Source organism: [Mycobacterium] fortunisiensis (assembly GCF_019050325.1).
GTDB lineage: Bacteria > Actinomycetota > Actinomycetes > Mycobacteriales > Mycobacteriaceae > Mycobacterium > Mycobacterium fortunisiensis.
Genome location: NZ_VOMB01000021.1, coordinates 226,195 through 250,469, shown reverse-complemented (window position 1 = coordinate 250,469; position 24,275 = coordinate 226,195). Strand labels below are relative to the sequence as shown.

Here is a 24,275-nt window from a genome sequence, read left to right as displayed (position 1 = left end):
TCAGGAGAACCGGGTGAGGCAGCGTTCTTCGTCGCCCAGGATGCCGACCCGGAAGGCGTCGATACGGGCGAATCCCGAGGGCACCGACTCACCGTTGACATCGCTGGCCACCAAGCCGTTGGTGAGAATGCCCGACACCGCCTCGTCGACGTCACCGGCGGTCAACAGAATGGTGTCGCCATTGGCCAGGCTCACCGGCTTGGTCAACTTCGCGGTGGCCACCCCGGTCAGGCAGGCGGTCCGCAGTGCGGCCTCGGCGTTGTCGAGCACCAGGCCGCGGGCGCGCTGCAGTGACAGCATGTAGCGCGAGATCAGCACGGAGAAGGCGTTGTTGTCACCGCCGGCCAGGCCGCCGTCGGTGAACTCGTCGGGCGGCGCGGCCAGCGCCTGCAACTCATCCAGGTCGACCACAATGATGTTGGTGTCGGGGCAGTACGAAGCCGGTGGGCTGGGCTGCGCGCCGGGGCAGTCGACCGCGTCGTCGGCCCGGAAGCTGAGCTCCGGCGGATCGTCCGGGGTGAACAGGGTGTTGAGCGCATCGACCATCGAGGCAACCCAGTGCTCGGTGAGATCCAGGTCCCCGCTCTGGTTTTTGGCCAACAACACCGGCAGGTCGCCTCGCCGCTGGTCGATCTCTTTCATGTCGATCGCCGCGCAGGCGGTCGGGCCGTCGGTGAAGCCGAACTGGAAGGCCGAGACCCGTTCGAATGCCGAGCCGTGCTCGTCGATCCCGGCCCGGGCCTCGGCCTCGGACAGCAGTGGATCGCGGAAGGCGATCACGGCGGCCAGCAGCTTGTTGAGTCCGTCGGCCGTGCTGAGGGTGAACCGGCGGGAATCGCCTTCGGCCACCCAGCGCATGTAACTGCCGGCCAGGCAGTCGGCCTGCTGTTCGGCCACCAGCGTCGGCGTCTCACGGGTGACCAGGCCGGCCTGCTGTTGGATCGCGTGGCCGTACTCGTGGGCCAGCACCATCGCGGCTCCCATGTCGCCGTTCTGCTCGCGCAACCGGGGCATCAGCACACCGCGGTCCCAGCCGATGGTCCGCTGGGGCTTGCAGAACGCGGCGTTGACCAACCCGTAGGTCTCCATGCCGCAGAATCGATCGCCGAAACTCTCGGCGTCCCAGGAGATGAGCGCGCGCACCCGGCGAAACTCACCCTCGAAGGTCTCCGAGTACGCGCCGGCCCAGAAGTCCTCCAGGTCGCTGACCGCACTGGCGGCCAGAATGTCGATCGCGCCGCCATCGGTGTTGGTGACCCGGCGGGAGGCCTCCTCGGCGTCGGGGCGCAGCCCACTCGGACCGTCGGTGGCCGGCATGCCGGCCACCGAGAACGGATCGCTGAACACCGACACCGCTGTGCCGCCGATCAGCGACGAACACGCGGCCAGCGGTAGCGCCAGGCAGGTCGCGACAATCGTCCCGAACAGGGAGCGTCGGCTCATATGGCTACCTTCCGGTGCACTCAGGCGGCCGCAACCGTCCGCGCGGGTATGCCGCCCACACTAGTTAACTGAGCAGCCGCGGGGTGCGATATCAGGACGCTCCGCGCAACCGCTTGAGCGACTGGCGAACCCGGTCGGGGTCGGTGGTCGACCAGAACGGCGGCAACGACGACCGCAGGTAGCCGCCGTAGCGTGCGGTCGCCAGCCGGGAATCCAGCACCGCGATCACGCCGCGGTCGTCGGTGTGGCGCAGCAACCGGCCGGTGCCCTGGGCGAGCAGCAGCGCGGCATGGTTGGCCGCGACGGCCATGAAGCCGTTGCCGCCGTGGGCGCTGATCGCGCGCTGCCGGGCGGTCAACAGCGGATCGTCGGGCCGGGGGAACGGAATCCGGTCGATCAGCACCAGCGACAGCGACGGGCCGGGCACGTCGACGCCCTGCCACAGCGACAGCGTGCCGAACAGCGACGTCTCCGGATCGTCGGAAAACTGTTGCACCAGAGCTGAAGTGGTGTCCTCTCCCTGGCAGAGCACCGGGGTGGTCAGCCGCCCGCGCATCACTTCGGCGGCGGCCTTGGCGGCGCGCATCGAGGAGAACAGGCCGAGAGTGCGTCCGCCCGCGGCGGTGATCAATCCCTCGATCTCGTCGAGGGTGCGGGCGTCGGTACCGTCCCGTCCCGGTGGCGGCAAATGCTTGGCCACGTAGAGGATTGCCGATTTGGCGTGCTCGAACGGGGAGCCCACGTCCAGGCCGCGCCAGCCCGGTTTGGCGGGCGCGCCGGACCCGCCCGGCTCGCCGGTCCCGCCTGGTTTTGCCGGCTCGCCGGAGTCGGCGAAGCCGCCCAGCCCCCAGTTGCGCGCCATCGCATCGAAATTGCCGCCGAGGGTCAGGGTGGCCGAGGTCAACACCGCGGTGACGTTGGCGAACAACCGGGTGCGCAACAGCCCCGCCACCGACATCGGTGCCACCCGCAGGATCACCCGGGTGGCGTTCGCGCTTTCTTCCCGCGCCACCCAGACCACGTCGAGCCGGTCGGGGATGGGCGGGACGAACGACGTGAGGATGCGGGTGGCGGTATCGCTGACGTCGCTCAGCGCGGTGACGGCCTCGGTGCGGGCTGACGCGGCCTGCGGGTCGCTCGGCGACGTGTCGATCGCGGTGCGCGCCGCATTGGCGGCGTCGCGCAACGCCGTCAAGTAGATGCCCAGCTCCTCGTCGAGCACGTCGATACGGCCGGCGTCGAGTTCGTGCAGCAGCGAGGACAAGGTCGCGACGGCGGCCTCGAAGCGTTGCGCCAGTTCGTCATCCACCAGTCGCGACATCTTGCGGTGTGCCACCGCCATGGACGTCGCCGACAACTCGGCGGTCGCCACCCCGGTGACCCGGTCGGCCAGTTCGTGCGCCTCGTCGACCACCAGCAACTCGTATTCGGGCAGCACGGAGAAATCGGACAGCGCGTCGATGGCCAGCAGTGCATGGTTGGTGACGACCACGTCTGCGGCCCCGGCCTTTTCCCGGGCTCGTTCGGCGAAGCAGTCGGTGCCGAAGGGGCACCGCGACACCCCGATGCACTCCCGCGCCGACACGCTGACCTGCGACCAGGACCGATCCGGCACGCCCGGGACGAGTTCGTCGCGATCACCGGTCTCGGTGTCGGAGGACCACTCGGTCAGCCGCTGCACATCACGGCCGATCGCGCTGACCGCCATGGGGGAGAACAGTTCGACCTGGGAAAGTGAATCCGGCTCTTCGGCCGATCCGTTATGAATTTTGTTGAGGCACAGGTAGTTTCCCCGTCCCTTCAACAATGCGAACGTGGGCTTGCGCGGCAGTGCCTCGGCCAGTGAGTTCACCAGCCGGGGCAGGTCACGGTCCACGAGCTGACGTTGCAGGGCGATCGTCGCCGTCGACACCACCACCGGCTGTTCGGTCTGGAGGGCGTGGGCGATCGAGGGCACCAGGTAGGCCAGGGACTTGCCGGTGCCGGTGCCGGCCTGGACGGCCAGGTGCTCACCGGATTCGAAAGCGTGCGCGACGGCCCCGGCCATCTCGACCTGGCCGGGCCGGCCAGCGCCACCGAGGCCCTCGACGGCGATCTTGAGCAGGTTGGTCACCACATTGGCCACTTGCGGGGACGGCTTCGATTTGGTCGTCATGCTTTGGGGGGCACGAGCCGGGTGGGGATGGCCGGTTCGCCGCGGGAGAGTTTGAGGCCATCCCACGGCAGGCTGTGCAGGCCGACGGTGACCCGCTCGCGGGCGGCCGCCAGATCGACGGCCGGGTGCGCTCCCTGGACCGGCACGCCCGCGGTCACCAGCGGTACCGTCAGCGGGCGCGCGGTGAACCCGGATGGCTCCGGCGGCGCCTCGCCATAGGGATGGACCACTTCCTCGACGATCGTTCCGGAGGGCTTGGCCAGCCGAAGGGACTGCTTGCGGCCACCGAGCGATTCCTTGTGGCTGCTGCGCTTGGCCACCGGCATGCCGTCGACCTCGACCAGCTTGTAGACCATGCCCGCGGTCGGTGCGCCGGACCCGGTGACGACCGACGTGCCGACGCCGTAGCTGTCGACCGGTTCGGCGCGCAGGGCGGCGATGGCGAACTCGTCGAGATCTCCGGAGACCACGATCTGGGTTCCGGTGGCGCCGAGATCGTCGAGCTGCCGGCGGACCTGACGGGCCAGCACGCCCAGATCGCCCGAGTCGATGCGTACCGCGCCCAGCTGCGGGCCGGCCACCGCGATCGCGTTCGCCACCCCCGCGGTGATGTCGTAGGTGTCGACCAGCAGCGTGGTGTCGACGCCCAGGGCTTCCACCTGGCCGCGGAACGCGGCCCGCTCGTCGGGCCCGGCCTCGGTGGTGTGCAGCAGGGTGAAGGCGTGCGCGGCGGTGCCCAATGCCGGCACACCGTAGCGCTGCTGGGCGGCCAGGTTGGACGATCCGGCGAAGCCGGCCAGGTAGGCCGCGCGGGCTGCGGCCACCGCGGCCATCTCGTGGGTGCGGCGGGAGCCCATCTCGATCATCGGCCGGCCGTTGGCGACGCTGACCATGCGGGCCGCCGCCGAGGCGATCGCCGTGTCGTGGTTGAGGATTGACAGCACCAAGGTTTCCAGCACGACGCACTCGGCGAAGGTGCCGTGCACCGAAAGCACCGGCGAGCCGGGGAAGTAGAGCTCGCCCTCGGCATACCCGTCGACGTCACCGCCGAATCGGTAGCCGGCGAGGAAATCCAGCGTCCGCGAATCCAGAAAGTCGGCGAGTCCGGCCAAAATTTCGGGCGCGAACGTGAACTCCGCCAACGCTTCCACGAACCGTCCGGTGCCGGCGACCACGCCGTAGCGGCGGCCTTCGGGCAGCCGGCGGGCAAACACCTCGAAGGTGGTCCGGCGGTGTGCCGTGCCATCGCGCAGCGCGGCGGCAAGCATCGTCAGCTCGTACTTGTCGGTGAGCAACGCCACGGTCACACCCGCAACCGTAGCTGTTCGCAGCTGTTTCAATACCGCGGCACCCCGGCCGGTATTGTGGGCCCATGGTTACACCGGCGAAGGCCAGACCGGGGACCCGCGAGGAGCGCAGCGTGGGGGTGGCGCCCCGGGAAGATACCGCCGCTGACAGCCCGTGGGTGACCATCGTCTGGGACGATCCGGTCAACTTGATGACCTACGTCACCTACGTGTTCCAGAAACTGTTCGGGTACAGCGAGCCGCACGCCACCAAACTCATGCTGCAGGTACACAACGAGGGCAAGGCCGTGGTGTCGGCCGGCAGCCGCGAGTCGATGGAAGCCGATGTGACCAAGCTGCACGCCGCCGGCCTGTGGGCGACCATGCAACAGGACCGCTGATCGACTGTGCGTAAATGGAAACGGCTTGAGACCGCCGACGGTCTGCGGTTCCGCTCGGCGTTGGAACCCCACGAGGCCGCGCTGTTGTCCAGCCTGGGCGCCTCGATGCTCGGGATGCTCGAGGAACGCGGATCCTCCGGGCCCACAGACGAACTCGAAGCGATCACCGGCATGAAGACCGGTAATCCGCAACCTCCCGAGGACGCCACGATGAAGCGTCTGCTGCCCGATTTCTTCCGACCGCAGACTGAGCACCCGGCCGGTTCCGGGACGGCCGAGAGCCTCAACAGCGCGCTGCGTGGCCTGCACGAGCCGGCCATCATCGACGCCAAACGTCAAGCGGCCCAATGCCTGGTGGACACCGTTCCCGACGGCGGGGGCAGGTTCGAGCTCACCGAGGGTGATGCCGAGGCCTGGGCTGCCGCGGTCAACGACATCCGGCTGGCGTTGGGAACGATGCTCGACATCGGGGGCAGCGGGCCCGATCAACTGCCCGCCGAGCATCCCATGGCCGGGCACCTGGACGTCTACCAGTGGCTGACCGTGCTGCAGGAATATCTCGTGCTCGGCCTCATGGGGAAGTGATGGGCCGGATGGGGTCGATCACCGACGTCGGCGGCATTCTCGTCGGCCACCACCACCGCATCGACCCCGATGTATCGCTGGGCTCGGGATGGGCATCGGGAACGACCGTCGTGCTGACCCCACCGGGCACCGTCGGTGCGGTGGACGGGCGCGGCGGTGCGCCGGGCACCCGTGAGACCGATCTGCTCGATCCGATCAACTCCGTGCGCCACGTCGACGCTGTCGTGCTCACCGGCGGTAGCGCCTACGGTCTGGCTGCCGCCGACGGCGTCATGACGTGGCTGGAGGAACACGGCCGCGGGGTGGACATGGACGGCGGTGTGGTGCCGATCGTGCCGGCCGCGGTGATCTTCGACCTCCCGGTCGGCGGCTGGGCCAACCGTCCGACGGCGGAATTCGGCTACCGCGCGGCCGCGGCGGCGGGCACCGAGTTCGCGCTCGGCACCGTCGGCGGCGGGGTCGGCGCCCGGGCGGGTGTGCTCAAGGGGGGTGTCGGCACCGCCTCGGTGCGGCTGGACAACGGGGTGACCGTGGGTGCTCTCGTGGTGCTCAACGCCGCCGGGGACGTGGTGGATCCGGCCACCGGCCTGCCGTGGATGGCGGCGTTGATCGAGGAGTTCGGGCTCGTGGCCCCGCCCGCCGATCAGCTCGCCGCCTACCGCGAACGGCACCGGGACATCGGACCGCTCAACACCACCATCGCGGTGGTCGCCACCGATGCGGCGCTGAGTCCGGCCGGCTGCCGTCGAGTGGCCGTCGCGGCGCACGACGGGCTGGCCCGCACCATCTCGCCGTGTCACACCCCGGTCGATGGCGATACGGTGTTCGCGCTGGCGACCGGCGCGGTCACCGTCGAACCCGACGACAAGACGCCCGTGGCGATGTCGCCGGAGACGGCGTTGGTCACCCGGGTCGGGGCCGCCGCAGCGGACTGCCTGGCCCGCGCCGTGCTGGCCGGGCTGCTGGCCGCCGGGTCGGTGGCCGGAATACCGACCTACCGTGACATGTTGCCGGGAGCGTTCGAATGAATCTCTGCTCCCCGCCGAAACGGCATTCCAGCAGGGGTGTACTCGACATTTTCCTGCCGGAATACAGTTTCGCGGTGGGAAGGGTGAACGAAGGACGTCTGATGGGAGTGATCAAGTGCTGGTGATCCGCCGGGATCTCGTCGAGGCCATGGTGGCGCACGCCCGCGCCGACCATCCCGACGAGGCGTGTGGGGTGATCGCCGGACCGGAGGGCTCTGACCGGCCCGAACGGTTCATCGCGATGGCCAATGCCGAGCGGTCCCCGACCTTCTACCGCTTCGACTCGGGCGAGCAGCTGAGGGTGTGGCGGGCGATGGACGAGGACGACGAGGTGCCAGTCGTCATCTACCACTCGCACACCGCCACCGAGGCCTACCCGAGCCGTACCGACATCTCGCTGGCCCAAGAACCCGACGCGCACTACGTGCTGGTCTCGACGAGGGATCCCCATGAGCATGAGCTGCGCAGCTATCGCATCCTCGACGGCGTCGTCACCGAGGAACCCGTCGATATCGTCGACGAGTACTAGACCGGAAAGAAAGAGCATCCCCATGGCAGTCACGGTTTCGATCCCGACCATCCTGCGCCCGCACACCGGCGGGCAGAAGCGCGTCAGCGCCTCCGGCGACACCTTGCAGGCGGTGATCAGCGACCTGGAGGCCAACTACGCCGGCATCTCCGATCGTCTGGTCGATAACGGCAAGCTGCACCGCTTCGTCAACATCTACGTCAACGACGAGGACGTGCGCTTCTCCGGCGGCCTGGACACCGCGATCGCCGACGGCGATTCGGTGACGATCCTGCCCGCCGTCGCAGGCGGATAGCCGATGGCCCGGTACGACTCACAACTGCAGGCCCTGGGCAACACCCCCCTGGTCGGACTGCAGAACCTGTCGCCCCGTTGGGACGATGCCGACGACGGCGCACCGCACGTGCGGCTGTGGGCCAAGCTCGAGGACCGCAACCCGACCGGGTCGATCAAGGACCGGCCCGCACTGCGGATGATCGAGCAGGCCGAGCGCGACGGCCTGCTGAGCCCGGGCGCCACGATCCTGGAGCCCACCAGTGGCAACACCGGGATCTCGTTGGCAATGGCCGCGATGCTCAAGGGCTACAACATGATCTGCGTGATGCCCGAGAACACCTCGATCGAGCGCCGACAGCTCCTCGAGCTGTACGGGGCCCGGATCATCTTCAGCCCGGCCGAAGGTGGTTCCAACACCGCCGTGGCCACCGCGAAAGAGCTTGCCGCGGAAAACCCTTCGTGGGTGATGCTGTATCAGTACGGCAACCCCGCCAACTCCGATGCGCACTACTACGGCACCGGTCCGGAACTGCTGGCCGACCTGCCCGAGATCACCCACTTCGTCGCCGGGCTGGGCACCACCGGCACCCTGATGGGCACCGGCCGGTTCCTGCGTGAGCATGTGCCGGGAGTGCAGATCGTGGCGGCCGAGCCGCGCTACGGCGAGGGTGTGTACGCCCTGCGCAACATCGACGAGGGGTTCATCCCCGAGCTGTATGACCCCGACGTGCTGACCACCCGGTTCTCGGTGGGTTCCTATGACGCCGTCAAACGCACCCGCGACCTGGTGACCCGCGAAGGCATCTTCGCCGGCATCTCCACCGGCGCGGTGTTGCACGCCGCGCTGGGAATGGCGGCCAAGGCCATCAAGGCCGGTGAGCGCGCCGACATCGCGTTCGTGGTGGCCGACGCGGGCTGGAAGTATCTGTCCACCGGTGCCTACGCCGGTAGCCTGGACGACGCCGAGGACGCGTTGGAAGGGCAGCTATGGGCTTGAGCGGGCAACGATGAGCATGCCCCCGACCACGCCGAGAAACGCGCCGAAAAAACAGCCGGCGTGGCTGGTCGGCGGGCTGACCATCATCAGCTTCGTCGCGCTGCTGTGGGTGATCGAGATCGTCGACACCGCGATGGGGCACCGGCTCGATTCCGACGGCATCCGCCCGCTGCAGACCGACGGGTTGTGGGGCATCCTGTGGGCGCCCCTGCTGCACGGCGGCTGGCCGCACCTGATCGCCAACACCGTGCCGGCGCTCGTGCTCGGTTTTCTCATGACGCTGGCCGGGATGGGGCGGTTCATCGCCGCGACCGCCATCATCTGGGTCCTGGGCGGCTTCGGCACCTGGCTGATCGGCAATATCGGTCTGCACTGTCCCTATGTGACCGTGCAGTGCACGAGTACGCACATCGGTGCGTCGGGGCTGATCTTCGGCTGGTTGGCGTTCCTGATCGTGTTCGGATTCTTCACGCGCAAGGCGTGGGAGATCATCGTCGGCGTCATCGTGTTGTTCGTCTACGGCGGCGTCCTGTTGGGGATGCTGCCCGGCAGCCCGGGGGTGTCCTGGCAGGGGCATCTGAGTGGGGCGATCGCCGGCGTCATCGCCGCCTACGTGTTGTCCGGGCCGGAACGCAAAGCGCGGGAGGCACGTAACCGGCCGGGTCAGTTGACCTCATGAGCGAACGACTCGCACCCGTCGGGATCTTCGACTCCGGCGTCGGTGGGCTCACGGTGGCCCGCGCCATCATCGACCAGCTTCCCGACGAGGACATCATCTACGTCGGCGACACCGGCAACGGGCCGTACGGGCCGCTGACCATCCCGGAGATCCGGGCGCACTCGTTGGCCATCGGCGACGACCTGGTGTCCCGCGGGGTCAAGGCTCTCGTGATCGCGTGCAACACCGCGTCGTCGGCCTGCCTGCGCGACGCGCGCGAGCGCTACTCGCCGGTGCCGGTGGTCGAGGTGATCCTGCCCGCCGTGCGTCGGGCTGTGGCCGCGACCCGCAACGGGCGCATCGGCGTGATCGGCACCGCCGCCACCATCGCCTCGGGCGCCTATCAGGATGCCTTTGCCGCGGCGCGCGACACCGAGGTGTTCGGGGTGGCCTGCCCGCGGTTCGTCGACTTCGTCGAACGCGGCGTGACAAGCGGCCGACAGGTGCTGGGGTTGGCCGAGGGCTACCTGGAGCCGCTGCAGCGCGCCGAGGTGGACACCTTGGTGTTGGGCTGCACGCACTATCCGATGCTGTCGGGGCTCATCCAGTTGGCGATGGGCGAGAACGTCACGCTCGTATCGTCGGCCGAGGAGACCGCCAAGGACCTGCTCCGGGTCCTCACCGAACTGGATTTGCTGAAGCCGCACGAATCCGGTCCGGCCCAACGGGTGTTCGAGGCCACCGGCGATCCCGAGGCGTTCACCACACTGGCGACCCGCTTTCTGGGACCCGGATTGGACGGAGCGCGTCCGGTCCGGCGTCACGCCGGGGCCGGAAAATGATCTGCACCGCCCAAAGCGGCGATGTCTTGGCAACGTGCCCGGCGGGCATGGCAAGCTAGACACTGTGCGACTGACCATCCTGGGGTGCTCCGGCAGCGTTGTCGGCCCGGATTCGGCAGCCTCGGGCTATCTCGTCACCGCACCGGACACGGTTCCGATGGTCGTCGATTTCGGCGGCGGCGTCCTGGGCGCACTGCAACGCTATGCCGACCCGAATGCGGTCAACGTGTTGCTGTCGCACCTGCACGCCGATCACTGTCTGGATCTTCCGGGCCTGTTCGTCTGGCGGCGTTATCACCCGATCCCGGCCACCGAGCGCGGCCTGATGTACGGGCCCGCCAACACCTGGGCCCGGTTGGGTGCGGCGTCGTCGCCCGAGGGCGGCGAGATCGACGACTTCACCGACATCTTCGAGGTGCGGCACTGGCACGACGGTGTCCCGGTGCAGTTGGGCACCCTCAGCGTGACGCCGCGCCTGGTGTGTCACCCGACCGAGTCCTACGGCATGCGGTTCACCGACCCGTCCGGGGCCACCTTCGTCTACAGCGGCGACACCGGGTACTGCGATGCGCTGGTCGAGTTGGCGCGCGGAGCGGATCTGTTCCTGTGTGAGGCCTCGTGGACACACGACCCATCCCGCCCGCCCAAGCTGCACCTGTCCGGCACCGAGGCCGGGCGCGCGGCCGCCGAGGCCGGCGTGGGGGAGCTGCTGCTGACCCACATCCCGCCGTGGACTTCGCGTGAGGACGTGATCAGCGAAGCCAAGGCCGAGTTCGACGGCCCGGTGCACGCCGTGGTGTGCGGCGAGACGTTCGACGTCACCCGGGGCTGACCCGCTAGGGTTGGCGGGTGTCCAAGCGAGAAGACGGCCGTCTCGACGACGAGCTGCGTCCGGTAACCATCACCCGCGGTTTCACATCGCATCCCGCCGGCTCGGTGCTGGTGGAGTTCGGCCAGACCCGCGTCATGTGCACCGCCTCGGTCACCGAAGGGGTGCCGCGCTGGCGCAAGGGCTCCGGGCAGGGCTGGCTGACCGCGGAATACGCCATGCTGCCCGCGGCCACCCATGACCGCTCCGACCGGGAATCGGTCAAGGGCCGCGTGGGCGGGCGTACCCAGGAGATCAGCCGGCTGGTCGGACGCTCGCTGCGGGCCTGCATCGACCTCGGTGCGCTGGGGGAGAACACCATCGCGATCGACTGCGACGTGCTGCAGGCCGACGGCGGCACCCGCACCGCGGCCATCACCGGCGCCTACGTGGCGCTCTCCGACGCCGTGACGTATTTGGCTGCGGCCGGGCGGCTTTCGGATCCGCGGCCGCTGTCGTGTGCGATCGCTGCGGTATCGGTGGGCGTGGTCGACGGCCGTGTGCGCGTCGACCTGCCCTACGTCGAGGACTCCCGTGCCGAGGTCGACATGAATGTCGTCGCCACCGACACCGGCACCCTGGTGGAGATCCAGGGCACCGGCGAGGGGGCGACGTTCCCCCGCTCGACCTTGGACAAGATGCTCGACGCCGCGCTCGGTGCCTGCGATCAGTTGTTCGTGGTCCAGCGCGAGGCACTGGAATTGCCGTATCCCGGTGTGCTGCCGGAGGGCCCGGCACCCAAGAAGGCGTTCGGAAGCTAGTGCCCTCGCTACTTGTGGCCAGCCGCAACGCCAAGAAGCTGGCTGAGCTGCGGCGGGTGCTGGACGCCGCCGGGATAGTGGGTTTGGAGTTGTTGTCCCTGGCCGACGTGGCGGCCTACGACGAGGCGCCCGAGACCGGGGCGACCTTTGAGGAGAACGCGCTGGCCAAGGCCTTGGACGGCTTTCGTGCCACCGGAATCGCTTGCGTGGCAGATGATTCCGGGATCTCGGTGGACGCGCTGAACGGGATGCCCGGGGTGTTGTCGGCCCGGTGGTCCGGGAAGCACGGAGACGACGCCGCCAATACCGCTCTGCTTCTGGGCCAACTCGGTGATGTGCCCGATGAGCGCCGGGGCGCGGCATTCGTCTCGGCGTGTGCGTTGGTCTACGGCGACGGCTCTTCTGAAAAAAGTGTTGTGGTGCGGGGGGAGTGGCCCGGCACCGTGACCCGCGAGCCGCGCGGCGAGGGCGGATTCGGCTACGACCCGGTGTTCCTGCCTTCCGGATCTGCGGTGACCGCGGCCGAGCTGTCGCCCGCCGAGAAAGACGCCGCGTCACACCGTGGCCGGGCATTGGCGTTGCTGGTGCCGGCGCTGCGGGAGTTGGCGGGCTCTTAGCGGCGCGCTGCCGCGCGGTTTGTCACGTCAGAGTGGCTGTGGCCGTCGAGAGTCACGCCAGCGCAGCTCCGACGGCCCGGCGCCCGCATTGACGTTCTGCCTTGTCACGTTGGAGTGGCACTGGAGCGCGGGCGCCACTCTAGCGTGACGCTCGCGGACCCGGCCGTACCGTGACCGCGGCATCCCTGCCAACAACCCGTCAGAGCTCGAAGCGCTTCTTGAGATCCAGGGTGTTGAAGTGCTCGACGATGATGCCCAACAGTGGGATCGTGCCGGCGAGCAGAACACCGATCGTCTTGCCGATGGGCCAGCGGACCTTGACCGCGAGGTTGGCCGTGAACAGCAGGTAGATGAAGTACACCCAGCCGTGCACGATGCCGATCCAGCCCGGCGGGTTGTCCACCTGAACGATGTACTTGAGCACCATCTCGTAGCACAGCGCGATCAGCCAGATACCCGTCGTCCAAGCCAGCACGCGATAGCCCAGCAGGGCCTTGCGGATGGTCTCCTTGGGAGTCGCGACAACTTCGGTGCCCGGTTCTGGTGTCGTCATCTGTCGGTCCTGTCTTTCTTCTCGGGCTGGGCGTCGGACTTGGCCAGCTCGGCAAGGTAGGCGTTGTATTCGGTGAGCGTCTTATCGTCCTCGTTGCGGGCGGCCGGCTTCGGGCGTTCCGGCAGCAGGCCCGCGGGAATCTCGGTGACGTCGCCGTTGGTGGACGGCTGCGGAGGGGCGTCCTCGTAACGGACGAACTTGTAGTACGCGTAAAAGCAGAATCCCGCGAACATCGGCCATTGCAAGGCGTAGCCCAAGTTCTGGAACGTGCCCGAGGCCGATTCATAGCGGGTCCACTGCCACCAGGCCAGCGCCAGACAGCCGGCGGCGCCAAGGCAGACCAACGCGATGAGCGCTGGTCTCCTACGCCGTGTAGTGGACATTCGTCCATGGTACGGCGCGGGTGCGGACCAGTTCGCGGCTGCTAGACCTTGGGGCCGATGAACTCGTCGAGCCGAGCGGTTGCGGCCTTGCGGTAGATCGAGACGACGTACTTGGTGGAGCGCGTCCACGGGATGCCGAGGCGGTCCAGTGCGGCGGTGAAGAGGTTGAGGATGTCCTCGGAGTGATTCGTGAAGTGGTACCGGATGCTCTTGACCCCACGGTCGTCGGCAACCACGCGGCAGCCGTCGCTATGAATCAGGCCGCGCACGAATTCCTCGGTGGCTCGGTCCACGAGATCCTGTTGCCAGGGCTCGAGAACGATGCGGCGATTGTGTTTCCGGCCCGGCCCGTGCTGGGGAAACAAGCACGGCCAGTGCTTGCTGTATAGCGACACCACGATGCACGCAGTTGGTTGGCGCTCCATCGACGCGTGTTGTGCGGGCATCAGGGTGTCGATGGCCGTGCAACAGCTATCGATGATTCCCGGGTACTTGCTGTCGAGCGTGATCCTCAGCCGCCACGCCCGTGGATGTTGTGAGATACATCCGTCGCCCAGGTACAGGCCGAGTAGGTAGGCATATTCGCGCGGGGGCAGCAGTGAGAAGTCGTGATCGACGCCGCATGGCGAGGATGCACCGGGTAGTTGCAGCCGTTTGTGTGGCTGAGTTCGCCAGCCGCGCACTGTCGGGCGCGGAATTCCTGTTTGGCGTGCGATCTCGCAGTCGTTCAATCCGGCTCCAATCAGCCTGTGGACTTCATCGAACTCCTTGGCTGATCGCACGTCGGGTACCTCCCACGGATTAGTGATTTCAACGTAGCGGTGACCTCCGACAAGTTCGTTGATGCCTGAGCGGTACGATCAGGAGCCTTGCGCGAGTGTCGGAACTGGCAGACGAGATGGATTTAGGTTCCATTGCCCTTAGGGCGTGGGGGTTCGAGTCCCCCCTCGCGCACTCACTCAAGCCACCCCGTCAGCCGGTATGGCGTTTCCCTTCACGGTGTTCAGGATCTGCACGATGTTGTCGACGTCGGCCTCGCCGAACACATCGTCGGGCCCGGTGGGCGCGGTGTCGGTGTAGGGCGATTCGTAGAGTCGGGCCGGTTCGACCACGCCGGTGGCGGTCAGTTCGGTGATGATCAGGTTGATGAACCGCAGCTGATCGGCACCGAACTTCGCGCCGTCCAGGAACACCGAAAAGGCGTCGACGGCCGCCTCGCGATCCAGCCCCACGAGTCCGCGGATGAACAAGCCCAACCCGTGCGCCTGTTCCTTGGCCAGCGCGATGTCGTCGGCTCCGGCGGTGCCGCTGTCGACGAGCATCTGTTCCAGGGCGGCCAGGTCGGCGGTGGTGAGAGGTTTGTTGCGACGCAGGCGCTGCAGGGCGACATGGTCCTGGTGCTGGTTGAGGTAGGCCTTGGCCTTGAGTTCGAAGCGGTCCCAGTTGGTGCCGGGGGTGATGCCAGGCAGGTCGACGAGCGTGGACTGGCCCAGCTCGTCGGCGAAATCGGTGTAGACGACGACCTTCTTGGCCTTTTCGAGGAAGCGCACCAGGGCGCGCAGCTTACGGCGGGCCTGCTCGAGCATCGGCAGTGTGATGTCGACCCACCACTGGTCCCCGGCGACGTCGTCGAGCAGCTCCTGCTGGGCGCCCACTGAGGGAATGTTGGTCTGGTTGAGCAGGCCGGACGCGATGTCCTGGATCTTCTCGCGCAGCCGCTCGGTGGCCAGTACATCGCCTTCGAGTTGGGCGAGCTGACGGCGCAGGATCAGCATGTCGAACCGTTTGGCATCCTCGTCGTCGTCACGCTGCGTGGAGGGCAGGCCGGCCAGGTGTTCGGCGACGTCGCCGGCGTCCTCGGTACTGAGTGACCCCCACGGCTCCCACTGCGCAAACCGTTCGACCAGCCGCCGGTGCGGACGCACCAGAAAGTTGTCGGTGGTCATCCCGGCGACGATCCGGTGCAGCGACCACGCGGTATCCACGCGCAACCCACGATCGGATTCCACGCCCTGGCCTTCCGGGGGATCTGGTTGCGCGGCGGGCTGCACCTGGTCCAGTGCGGTGATCAGCCCCAGGCGGGTCTCGAACAGCCTCTGGTTCAACGACTTTTGCAGTGAGCCTTTGGAGCCGGGCAGATCCTGGGAGAAGAACTCGAGGTTGCCGCAGTAATCGAAGACGTAGAAATTCTTCTTGTCCTGGCCGGGCCCAAACAGGTTGGGTCGCAGGCGGGTTCCCCGGCCGATCATCTGCCAGAACTTGGTCTTGGACCGCACCAGTTTGAAGAACACCAGGTTGACGACTTCGGGCACGTCGATCCCGGTGTCGAGCATGTCCACCGAGATGGCGATGTGTGGTGCCTTGTCGGGGATCGAGAAATCGTCGATCAGGCTCTGCGCGTACGGATTGCTGTGCGTGATGACGCGAGCGAAATGCCCGGCCAAATCTGGGTATTGGGCATCGAAGCGGCGGGCGATGAACTCGGCGTGGTCCTGGTTCTTGGCGAAGATGATGGTCTTGCCCAGCCGATCGCCGGCGGCCACGCGATGGCCCATCGCCATGAGTTCGGCGAGCACCTGGTCGACCGTGCTCTCGTTGAACAGCACCTTGTTCACTTCTTCGACGCGGATCTCGTCGGGAGTGTCCTCACCCCAGTCCAATTCGTCCCAGCGGTCCCGCTCCTCCTCAGGCAAGTCGGCATAGCGCACGCCGCGGTCGAGGAATCGTGTGCTGTTGGAGATACCGACAGCCGGCACCAGGAAGCCTTCTTCGACGGCGTCGTCGAGGCCGTAGCCGTCGGTGGGCATGCCGTCCTCGAGGTGGAACAGGCGGTAGGTGTTGTGGTCGACCTCGTCCTTCGGGGTGGCGGTCAATCCGACCAGAAGGGAATCGAACCATTCGAAGATCGCGCGGTATTTCTGGTAGACGGAGCGGTGCGCCTCGTCGATCACCACCAGGTCGAAGTAGCCGGGGCCGAATTTCCTTGTGCCGGAGTCGGTGTCGTTGATCAGGTTCATCATCGTCGGGTAGGTGCTGACGTAGACCCGGCCATCGGTGATCTTCTCGGTCACCAGGTTCACCGTGGTGGCGTCGGGCAGGTGTGTCTTGAACGCTCCGACGGCCTGGGTGACCAGCGCGGTGCGGTCGGCCAGGAACAGCACCCGCTTGACCCAGTTGGCTTCCATGAGTTGCTTGACCAGGGCGATGACGGTGCGGGTCTTTCCTGACCCGGTGGCCATCACCAGCAATGCTTCGCGGCGTTTGGTGGTGAATGATTCGTCGATCGCGCGGATCGCCCGGTGCTGGTAGTGGCGCTCCACGATGGCGGAGTCGATAGGGGCGTCGACGAGCGGCCGGCGGGTCTGACGACGCTGGACCAGCAGCTGCAGTTCGTCGTGGGTGTAGAAGCCCTGGATGTCACGAGGTGGGTAACCGCCGGCGTCGTCCCAGATCCAGTGTTCGAAACCGTTGGTGTAGAAGATGACTGGCCGCTGCCCGGTCATCTTCTCCAGGCAGTCGGCGTACAGCTTGGCTTGTTGCTGCCCGATGTGCGGGCTCTTGGTGGTCCGCTTGGCCTCCACCACTGCCAGGGGCAGGCCGTCGGCGCCCCACAGTACGTAGTCGACGTATCCGGTGCCGCCGTCTGACGGCATGCCGGTGACCTCGAACTCCCGGTCCCTGGCTTCGGCGAGCGGCCAACCGGCCTCGGCCAGTAACAGGTCGATGAAGGTGTCGCGGGTCTCGGCCTCGGTGTAGTCCCGGTCGTCGGGTTGCTGTTTGGCGGCCTGTGCTTTCTTGATTTCCTCACGAAGCCGGGCGATCTCGGCCTCATGGGCGGCGGCCAGCTCGTCTTTCTCGGCCAGCGCCTTGGCATGCGCCTCGTCTTGTTTTTTGAACTTCTCGGCGAGCTGGGCCACTTCCTGCCGGCTCAGTGGAGCGGATTTGGCGGCGAGCTTGGGGTCGAACGGGAGCTTGAGCGGCGCGGCCTTGGGGTACGCCGAGTAGTGGAACACCGCCCACACCATGATGTGGTGCAGGTCGCGCAGGACCGCTAGCGCGATGGCTGGCGCGATCGGCTTCTGCTCGTGCACGGCGGCGTTGCCGGCTTTGCGGATCAGGTTGAGCTTCTGCACGATTGCCTGCGTGGCCTTGGCCCGGAACGGTTGTTCGTTGATGCGTGCCGACAAGTCGTTCTTGTAGGGGATCGGCAAGTCGAGGATGTCGTAGAGCAGGTCGACCAGGTGCTCGATCGCGCGCCGGCTGTAGAAGCACGCCGACCGCGGGTCGGAGTTGAGATAGCTCTCCGCGCGGGCGCAGTCGGAGTGGATCTCCGGCCAGTCGGCGGCGCCGACAAAGGCGAAGTTGGTCACGACGTACCTCCTGCGGTCAGTACCTCCAGGACTCGCGGTGCGAAGAACCGGCGCTTGTACGCGTCGGCATCCACGACATCGAGCACACCGAGATCCATGAGTTGCCCGATGAGTTTATTGGCTCGGCCGTAAGAAATTGCGAGGCCCGCCTCGACGTTGCGGACGGTGAATGATGAATGGGCGACCGCAAAGTCGACGAGGGCGTGTGCGCTGTCCGCCCGCAGTGCCGAGGCGCGGATGACGTCTTTGAGCTCGCTTTGCACAGCAACGAGCTCCAGCATTTGATGCCGAGTGGAAATTGCGGATTCCTGCAAGCCCAGGGCGAAGAAGCGGACGAAGCCGTCCCAGGCTCCGTCGGTGCTCACCGCAAGTAAGCGGTCGTAGTACTCGCTGCGACGGGCCTCGAACCACGGCGAGACCGTCAGCGTCGGTTCGGTGAGGACACCCGCTGCGTGGAGGTGAAGAATGATCAGGAGTCGACCGAGTCGGCCGTTTCCGTCCCTGAACGGATGCAGGGTTTCGAGTTGGTAGTGCGACATCGCCGCCGCCACGACGGGATCGATCGTTGTGGTGTGGTCACGGCGCATCCAGTCAACGAGATCTTGCAGGCCCGTTGTCAGGTGATCACCGGGCGGTGGCGGAACGAAGCGTGCTGCATGGATCGGAAGCATGTCGGGGCGCGCTTCGGCCCGGCGGCCGATCACCACCTGTGTGTCTCGAACATGCCCCGACTGCTCGGCCAAGGGAGTTCCCTGCATCAGGAGGCCCTGGAGATCTTCCAGAAGATGTGTGGAGATCGGCCGGCCTTCGGCCACTGACCGGAATCCGTAGTTTGCCATCCGCACGTAGTTCAAGATCTCGACCAATTCCGCCGAGGTGGGCTCTTCGTCATCGGCTGTCAACACCTGGGCGAGTGGCGCGTACGTTCCTTCCAACGCCGACGTGCTCTGCGCTTCTCGTCGGAGGGCCGGAATCCGGAGCAGCGTTGGATCTGGAAGCTGAGTGGCGGTGCTGTCGAGGGCTGCTAATGCGGCGCGAGCTGCGGAAACTGCGAGAAATGTAGGCGTGGTGAGCGTCGGCATGTCGTCGGACAGCGGCGCTGGGACGAATGCCTTGTGGTGCCATTCGCCCGCCGATGGATCGCTACCTGCGATATCGACGAGAGCGCCTGATTGTTCGTTTACGAACATGGTTAAGTCCACAATGTCACTCTATCGACACTTGTGTGACATTGTCCGAGGATTGATGTCATCTAACGACTGTTTGGGGCGTTCTTTGCTAGGACGGGGTGCCGAAGGTCAGCGCCAGGTCCCACGGCTCCAGCCCCCAGGCGGCAATCGCGTCCAGCATGATAATCGGCGCGACCTCGATGGTGTCCGGGTCGGCGTGGGCGCTCAGCGTGGTGCTGTCTTGGCCGGCAACGATGTGCGGCGACCAGATCTCCGAGCTACGGGGTGCCGGGCCCGCCTCGATGATACTGACGAATCCGTCTTCGTCGGGGATCACGACGAACAGACAGAATGGTTCAGCAGGCGCATCCCATCCGCCTTTTTCGACCACCAGGAACTCGCCGTTGGAGAGCCCGTGGTTGATCGCCTGCGCAAGCAGCGACCGCATGTCGTCGTAGATCGATTCTGCGGCGTCCCCGGCCGGCTTCAGCCCGATCACCGCACCCTCGAACTGCACCGTGCCGTCCTCGGCCGTAAGTGGATACCGCGATTGGAGCATCAGGGTGCCGGTGTCCTCGGACAACATGCCGACTTCACGGAACCGACGCTCTTCGCGCAGGGTGCGGGCAATCGTTCCCGTGCCCTGCGCCGAGTGCAGGTAGTTGGCGTCGGTCACGGACCACAGCCGCCCGGGCCCGGAATCGGTCCACGTGCGAACAAGGCCGCCGACGCAGGGACTCAGCATTGCGACGGTTGCGGCATCACCGGGGTGGAGCGGAAAGTCGTCGGACAATGGCATCTCCTCGTGCGGGCGGGTACAACCGAACCGAACTGTCTAACAGATACCTCCGACATGGCACCGGTCAATGCTGGTGGGCGGAGCGTTCGTCCGAGAAGACCCCTGGGCGAGACCGGCCGTGTTGAATTGTGGCCATGACGCAGCACGAAGCCTTGACCATGCCGCTCGAAGAGGCGATGCGGACTCAACGGGCTATCCGTCGGCTCAAGCCTGATCCCGTTGACGATGCACTGGTGCTCCACCTTCTGGAACTCGCGATGAAGGCGCCGACGGGGTCCAACGCACAGAATTGGGAGTTCATCGTCGTCAAGGACCGCAAGGTCGTTGCGAAACTCGGCGGCTTGAATCGCCGGGCCTTGACGATCGGCGGCCCGATCTACAAGCGCCTCGTCGTGGGCCGCATGGATGACCAGATGCTCCGGATCGAGAGGGCGGTGCGATGGCAGGCGGACCACTTCGACGAGATCCCCGTTGTCATCGTCGCCTGCCTCAAGGGAGTCATTCCACCGTGGCCGCCGGTGGCGGTGAGCAGTGCCTACGGTTCCATTTATCCTGCGGTGCAAAACCTTTTGCTCGGAGCACGGGCGGCGGGACTGGGCGCGGCGCTGATCACCTTGCCGTTGTGGAGCAAGTTGTTGGCGAGGCGTGCGCTGGGCCTGCCGTGGAATGTCACGCCGTGCGCGGTCGTCCCGCTGGGCTGGCCGAAAGGCAAGTACGGTCCCACGACTCGGCGCCCGGTCGGAGGGTTCGTCTCACTCGACCGCTACGGCAATCGGCCGTTTCTGTAGGCCCCGGCTTTTTCATACCGTGGTCACCGTGGGGTTGGTGAGGCCTCGACGGGACGCCTGCGCAACGATCATCCGATCGAAGGGGTCTTTGTGTTCCCGGTCGAGTTACCCGATCCGTGTTTTGACCGCGCTCTCCCATGCCAGTCTGAATGGTCAAACAGTGCCTTGGGAGCGCACACTGGCTGTATGACAACGAGTCTCGGCGAAAGGGGATCCCATGATCGACGTCCTTCCTGATATGCCCGAGGGCGTGTTCGGTATCCGGGTGTCGGGCCGGGTGGCCGGTGACGATCTGCGCGATTTCCGGCCGACCATGGATAAATTGCTCGATACCGGCGAGATCCGGATCGTCGAGGTGATTTCACCGGACTACGAGGGATTCGGACCCGGCGGACTGGCGGAGGATCTGAAGCTCGGCTTCGGTGTCATGATGCGTCATCACTCCGCCTTCAGACGGATCGCCGTGGTGTCCGACATGGAGTGGGTGTCGCGCGCCATGCACGCGTTCGCTTGGATGGTGCCCGGTGAGCTCAAGGTATTCGGGCTCGGTGAGCTCGATGCGGCCAAGGAGTGGGCTGCAGGCTGAGATCGGCTCATTCGTCCCGCCCGTCGTGGTCGGGCAGGTCCGTCCGGATGTCCCACAGGTGCACGTGCCCGGGGATCTCCTGGTCCATGAAGGGTGACCAGTCCTCGTATTTGTCCGCCTCGGCTTGCCACTGGTCGGCTTCGACGTCGCGGCCGATGCTTCGCAGGACATCGGCGATCAGCCGCTGCAGTGCCTGGCTGTTGTCGTGCAAACAGATGTCGTCGAGCATGACGATGGTGGGGCACGCGATTTCGTGGATCGCGTGATCCATCCGGTGGGCTGTTACCTCGGCGAACCTCAACTCGGTTATTGCACAGTGGTAGGCCGCTTCGGCCGCCCGCATCGGGTGGTACATGTCCTCGCGACCCATCAGATAGCCGGCCATTTCCTGGGCTAGTGCCACCGATTCCTCTGCGGGGGAAAGGAAGTGGATGAGCGAGGTGAACGCCGCCAGCATCAACTCCGGGTCGTCCGCATCGACTTGCCGGGCCAGCGCCACCGCCTGTCGGTAGGCGGACTCGGCACTCTCGCGGTCACCGAGATCCTCCAGAGTCTCGCCGAGCCGGAAACTCATGTGCGAGGCATGAGCGAGGTCGCCCGATTCCATCGACTCCTCCACCACGGCGCGCAGTTCCGCGGCGCGCTCGTCCATCGACTTCGGCGGCGGCTGCAGCCGGCTCCAGGCGTCGTGGGCTTTGTCGCCGACGCGGTTCAGATCGTCGGTGATCATAGAGATGACTTCGAAATCAGCGTCCTCGCCAAGCGCCAGATCGAGTGCCTCACAAAGGAGTTGATGTGCATCCTCGTAGTGCTCCCGTGCCTGCTCCAACTCTTCTGCGGAGAGCGCCTCATCGCCGAGCTGTTCGAGTTCCTCGGCCGATGCCTGTGCTTGCTCGCTCATCGGGCGACCTCTGTGCCGTCCACCCCGGCGGCGAGCAGGATGATGTCGTCGAGCGCCTCCGATAGCAGGACGCGATCCTCGGGGCCGTCGCATTGCGCGGCCATTCGAGCCTGGACGTAGAGCAGTTGCATGAGCCGGCTGAACACCAGGTCGTCGGTGGTCCGGGTCAGCGCCTGCACGGCCCGGTTGTCCCAGTTCACGACGATGTGTGCGAGGTCGCCGTAGCCGGGCGAGCCCATGTCGATCTGCCCGTGACCGATGAACACCGCGGGCAGGTCGGTCGAAGGGAACTGGCGCGCCACCACGCGGCAGCCGGACGCGTTGAGCGCCTGGGTGCCTCGCTGCTCCAGCGCCAGCACCTCACCGTCAGCCGACGGCAATGCCAGCCCAGCTATTTCGGATGCCGGGTAAGCGCGCGTGACCGTTACCCCAGCGAGCACCTGAGGCAGCATCAGCAGCACTTCCTGGTCCAGGGTGTGGCCGGCGTTGACGACGATTCTCCCGCCCGGGTTGAAGCTGGCGATGGTACGAAATTCGTTGACGGAGACGGCATAGAGGACGTTGGGGTTGTGGCCGACGATGTCGATCAACCGCATGCGTCCTTCGGTTGTCTGCATGGTCAGCATCGGCAGGACCACCTCGGCCAACTCGAGGTTCTCGGCGGCGACACCATCTGTTGTGGCGGAACGAAGGTCCAGTTCGTTGTCGGCAACGAACTCGGAGAACCGTTCTGGGTCCGTGTCGGCGAGATCGCGCAGCCAGCTCAGGGCCGCGTCGGCGAGCTTGCGTCGAGTCCGGGTCAACACGGCGTTGTGCACCAGGGTCTCGCGGCTGGCCGTGGGCTCCAGTTGGGTGGAGTTCACCACGGCCTTGGCGAAGAACGCCCACCCTGGCATCAGCGCGTTCTCGGCCTCGTCGACGAGCATGTCGTTGATGTAGACGCGGTTACGGCCGACGGACTTGGAGCGGCGCGACGGTGTGCCGATGTACACGACACCGTGTAAGCCGAGTTCTGCGTCGTTGACCTCGATCGCGTCGAACTGCTTGCCTACCCCGACACCGCCGTAGACCGGCGATACACCTTGCTGCACCTGGGAACGGTGGGCGCCGAAGTCGTGGGCCCAGGGGTAGTTTCGCGAAACAACCTTGGCGCCTTGGCTTGTCAGCACAGTGATCGCTACGGGGAGGAACTCGGCGTACTTCTGCACGAGCGGGCTGACCTGTTCGGCCCGAGCCCAGCCGATCATGTTCGCACGGGGCCGCAGCCGCACGGTGGTGCCGACGGGAATGTCGCCGTCGATTGTTCGGATCGTATACGTGCCGTCACTGTGGCCCACCCACTTGATCGGCTCCGCACCGGTCGCGCTGCGGGAGACGACCGTGATCTCGTCGGCGATCAGGAAGCAACTCAGCAGGCCGATGCCGAATTGACCGATGTAGGTACGACGACTGCGCTGCAGCTCATCGCTTTTCGAGCTGGCGCCGACGGTCGCCAGGAACTGCTCGACCTGCTGTGCGCTGACGCCGATGCCGGCATCGGTGATGGTGAACTCGTCAGCCGGCGAGTCCGGCGAGGTCACCCCGTAGGGCGAGATCGAAATCGCACGCGGGGCCGGGGATTCACCCAGCGCATCGCGGGCCGCGATCGCGTCCACCGCGTTCTGGATCAACTCGCGGATATAGACCCCGGGGCTGGAGTAGAGGTTCTTGCTGAGTAGCGCGATCACCCCGCCGAGGTTCACTCGGAAGTTCTGCTGTTGAAGCTCAGGCATTGCTGGCCCTTCCCATGTCGGCTCGTTCGAGAACCGCACAGGATCGCATGGGGGACCGACAAGTGCGGGTGCTCGTTCCTTCTGGCCTGGGATGAGTTTTGGTCGGAACAATTCGGCAGGAAATTCGTGTCGTTTGACTACCGGACGTAGATGTACTCTTGAAAGTTAGCTGGAGTCATTAGCGAGGGGGTGGTGGAGGTGCAAAGCGAGCCACTGAAGGTTGATCCGATCGAGCTGCGAATGGCGGCAGACCGTCTCGATGGTCATGCCGGTGAATTCATCACTGAGCATGAAAGGGCGCATTCGGGGGCAAGTCAGGCAACTCTGGGCGCAGGTTCGGCAGCAGCTGCATTGCCGGGGATGTTGGCGGCCTGGGAAACGGATGGCACACAGTTCGGCGAACGCTTCACCAGGCACGCCGAAGGGCATCGAGAGGCGGCGACCGCGTATGAGGGCACCGATCGTGGTGGCGCCGAAAGGATCAGTGACGCCGGATCGGTGTTGTGAT

At 66.3% G+C, this 24,275-nt stretch carries 25 protein-coding genes and 1 tRNA gene; 15 read left to right on the top strand and 11 right to left on the bottom strand.

Features of this window, described 5'->3' with window-relative positions:
- The 3 genes from FR943_RS19760 to FR943_RS19750 form a co-directional block, all read right to left on the bottom strand.
- Positions 1-1,443 carry a neutral zinc metallopeptidase gene (locus FR943_RS19760; protein WP_217159929.1) on the bottom strand — a complete coding sequence of 481 codons (1,443 nt, stop codon included), beginning with the start codon at positions 1,441-1,443 and terminating at the stop codon, positions 1-3.
- 91 nt (positions 1,444-1,534) lie between these two features.
- A complete protein-coding gene (locus tag FR943_RS19755) occupies positions 1,535-3,598 on the bottom strand; it encodes an ATP-dependent DNA helicase (RefSeq protein ID WP_217159928.1) in 2,064 nt (687 codons plus the stop codon).
- A complete protein-coding gene (locus tag FR943_RS19750) occupies positions 3,595-4,905 on the bottom strand; it encodes a nicotinate phosphoribosyltransferase (RefSeq protein ID WP_217159927.1) in 1,311 nt (436 codons plus the stop codon). The genes FR943_RS19755 and FR943_RS19750 overlap by 4 nt, the downstream gene beginning before the upstream one ends.
- 65 nt (positions 4,906-4,970) lie before the next feature.
- Between FR943_RS19750 and clpS the strand changes: the two genes are divergently transcribed.
- The 11 genes from clpS (at position 4,971) to FR943_RS19695 (ending at position 12,446) form a co-directional block, all read left to right on the top strand.
- Positions 4,971-5,285 carry an ATP-dependent Clp protease adapter ClpS gene (gene clpS, locus FR943_RS19745; RefSeq protein WP_217159926.1) on the top strand — a complete coding sequence of 105 codons (315 nt, stop codon included), beginning with the start codon at positions 4,971-4,973 and terminating at the stop codon, positions 5,283-5,285.
- 6 nt (positions 5,286-5,291) lie between these two features.
- A complete protein-coding gene (gene aosR, locus FR943_RS19740) occupies positions 5,292-5,870 on the top strand; it encodes an oxidative stress transcriptional regulator AosR (protein ID WP_217159925.1) in 579 nt (192 codons plus the stop codon).
- 8 nt (positions 5,871-5,878) lie between these two features.
- The gene (locus FR943_RS19735; protein WP_217159924.1) at positions 5,879-6,898 is read left to right on the top strand and encodes a P1 family peptidase; all 1,020 of its coding nucleotides are present in this window, start codon (positions 5,879-5,881) and stop codon (positions 6,896-6,898) included.
- A 115-nt stretch (positions 6,899-7,013) separates the two neighbouring features.
- On the top strand, positions 7,014-7,427 hold the full coding sequence (locus FR943_RS19730; RefSeq protein WP_308170611.1) for a M67 family metallopeptidase: 414 nt from the start codon (positions 7,014-7,016) through the stop codon (positions 7,425-7,427).
- Positions 7,428-7,449: 22 nt separating this feature from the next.
- The gene (locus FR943_RS19725; RefSeq protein ID WP_217159923.1) at positions 7,450-7,722 is read left to right on the top strand and encodes a MoaD/ThiS family protein; all 273 of its coding nucleotides are present in this window, start codon (positions 7,450-7,452) and stop codon (positions 7,720-7,722) included.
- 3 nt (positions 7,723-7,725) lie between these two features.
- Positions 7,726-8,700 carry a cysteine synthase gene (locus FR943_RS19720; protein ID WP_217159922.1) on the top strand — a complete coding sequence of 325 codons (975 nt, stop codon included), beginning with the start codon at positions 7,726-7,728 and terminating at the stop codon, positions 8,698-8,700.
- 16 nt (positions 8,701-8,716) lie between these two features.
- Positions 8,717-9,379, top strand: a complete 663-nt coding sequence (locus FR943_RS19715) for a rhomboid family intramembrane serine protease (protein WP_372448194.1) — start codon at positions 8,717-8,719, stop codon at positions 9,377-9,379.
- The gene (gene murI, locus FR943_RS19710) at positions 9,376-10,200 is read left to right on the top strand and encodes a glutamate racemase (protein WP_217159920.1); all 825 of its coding nucleotides are present in this window, start codon (positions 9,376-9,378) and stop codon (positions 10,198-10,200) included. The genes FR943_RS19715 and murI overlap by 4 nt, the downstream gene beginning before the upstream one ends.
- Before the next feature lie 64 nt (positions 10,201-10,264).
- Positions 10,265-11,032 carry a cyclic nucleotide-degrading phosphodiesterase gene (locus FR943_RS19705; protein WP_217159919.1) on the top strand — a complete coding sequence of 256 codons (768 nt, stop codon included), beginning with the start codon at positions 10,265-10,267 and terminating at the stop codon, positions 11,030-11,032.
- Between the two features lie 17 nt (positions 11,033-11,049).
- Positions 11,050-11,829: a ribonuclease PH gene (gene rph / locus FR943_RS19700; RefSeq protein ID WP_217159918.1), complete on the top strand. Its 780-nt coding sequence runs from the start codon at positions 11,050-11,052 to the stop codon at positions 11,827-11,829.
- Positions 11,829-12,446: a non-canonical purine NTP pyrophosphatase gene (locus tag FR943_RS19695; RefSeq protein ID WP_217159917.1), complete on the top strand. Its 618-nt coding sequence runs from the start codon at positions 11,829-11,831 to the stop codon at positions 12,444-12,446. Before rph ends, FR943_RS19695 begins: the two co-directional genes overlap by 1 nt.
- 199 nt (positions 12,447-12,645) lie before the next feature.
- On the opposite strand, the gene FR943_RS19690 is transcribed toward FR943_RS19695, so the two are convergent.
- The 3 genes from FR943_RS19690 to FR943_RS19680 are packed head-to-tail and all read right to left on the bottom strand — an operon-like array spanning position 12,646 to position 14,164.
- Positions 12,646-12,999 (bottom strand): DUF3817 domain-containing protein, encoded by a 354-nt coding sequence (locus tag FR943_RS19690; RefSeq protein ID WP_217159916.1) that lies wholly within the window; start codon positions 12,997-12,999, stop codon positions 12,646-12,648.
- Entirely contained in the window at positions 12,996-13,382 is a 387-nt protein-coding gene (locus tag FR943_RS19685) for a hypothetical protein (protein ID WP_217159915.1), read from the bottom strand. Before FR943_RS19685 ends, FR943_RS19690 begins: the two co-directional genes overlap by 4 nt.
- A gap of 41 nt (positions 13,383-13,423) precedes the next feature.
- Positions 13,424-14,164, bottom strand: a complete 741-nt coding sequence (locus tag FR943_RS19680) for an LAGLIDADG family homing endonuclease (protein ID WP_217159914.1) — start codon at positions 14,162-14,164, stop codon at positions 13,424-13,426.
- Between the two features lie 89 nt (positions 14,165-14,253).
- On the opposite strand from FR943_RS19680, the gene FR943_RS19675 reads away from it, so the two are divergent.
- A tRNA-Leu gene (locus FR943_RS19675) sits at positions 14,254-14,336 on the top strand.
- Between the two features lie 5 nt (positions 14,337-14,341).
- Here FR943_RS19675 and FR943_RS26785 read toward each other — a convergent pair.
- From FR943_RS26785 to FR943_RS19660, 3 genes are all read right to left on the bottom strand, one after another.
- The gene (locus FR943_RS26785) at positions 14,342-17,752 is read right to left on the bottom strand and encodes a DEAD/DEAH box helicase family protein (protein ID WP_217159913.1); all 3,411 of its coding nucleotides are present in this window, start codon (positions 17,750-17,752) and stop codon (positions 14,342-14,344) included.
- Positions 17,749-18,954: a Fic family protein gene (locus tag FR943_RS19665; RefSeq protein ID WP_217159912.1), complete on the bottom strand. Its 1,206-nt coding sequence runs from the start codon at positions 18,952-18,954 to the stop codon at positions 17,749-17,751. Before FR943_RS19665 ends, FR943_RS26785 begins: the two co-directional genes overlap by 4 nt.
- A gap of 76 nt (positions 18,955-19,030) precedes the next feature.
- Positions 19,031-19,597 (bottom strand): hypothetical protein, encoded by a 567-nt coding sequence (locus FR943_RS19660; RefSeq protein WP_217159911.1) that lies wholly within the window; start codon positions 19,595-19,597, stop codon positions 19,031-19,033.
- 257 nt (positions 19,598-19,854) lie between these two features.
- On the opposite strand from FR943_RS19660, the gene FR943_RS19655 reads away from it, so the two are divergent.
- Positions 19,855-20,508 (top strand): nitroreductase family protein, encoded by a 654-nt coding sequence (locus FR943_RS19655; protein WP_246585128.1) that lies wholly within the window; start codon positions 19,855-19,857, stop codon positions 20,506-20,508.
- A gap of 217 nt (positions 20,509-20,725) precedes the next feature.
- Complete coding sequence (locus tag FR943_RS19650) at positions 20,726-21,094, top strand: SpoIIAA family protein (protein WP_217159910.1); 369 nt, start codon at positions 20,726-20,728, stop codon at positions 21,092-21,094.
- A gap of 7 nt (positions 21,095-21,101) precedes the next feature.
- Here FR943_RS19650 and FR943_RS19645 read toward each other — a convergent pair whose 3' ends face one another.
- The gene (locus FR943_RS19645) at positions 21,102-21,995 is read right to left on the bottom strand and encodes a hypothetical protein (protein WP_217159909.1); all 894 of its coding nucleotides are present in this window, start codon (positions 21,993-21,995) and stop codon (positions 21,102-21,104) included.
- Complete coding sequence (locus tag FR943_RS19640; RefSeq protein ID WP_217159908.1) at positions 21,992-23,767, bottom strand: ATP-binding protein; 1,776 nt, start codon at positions 23,765-23,767, stop codon at positions 21,992-21,994. Before FR943_RS19640 ends, FR943_RS19645 begins: the two co-directional genes overlap by 4 nt.
- Before the next feature lie 192 nt (positions 23,768-23,959).
- Here FR943_RS19640 and FR943_RS19635 point away from each other — a divergent pair, with 192 nt between their 5' ends.
- Entirely contained in the window at positions 23,960-24,274 is a 315-nt protein-coding gene (locus FR943_RS19635) for a type VII secretion target (protein WP_308170610.1), read from the top strand.
- Position 24,275 lies beyond the last annotated feature (1 nt).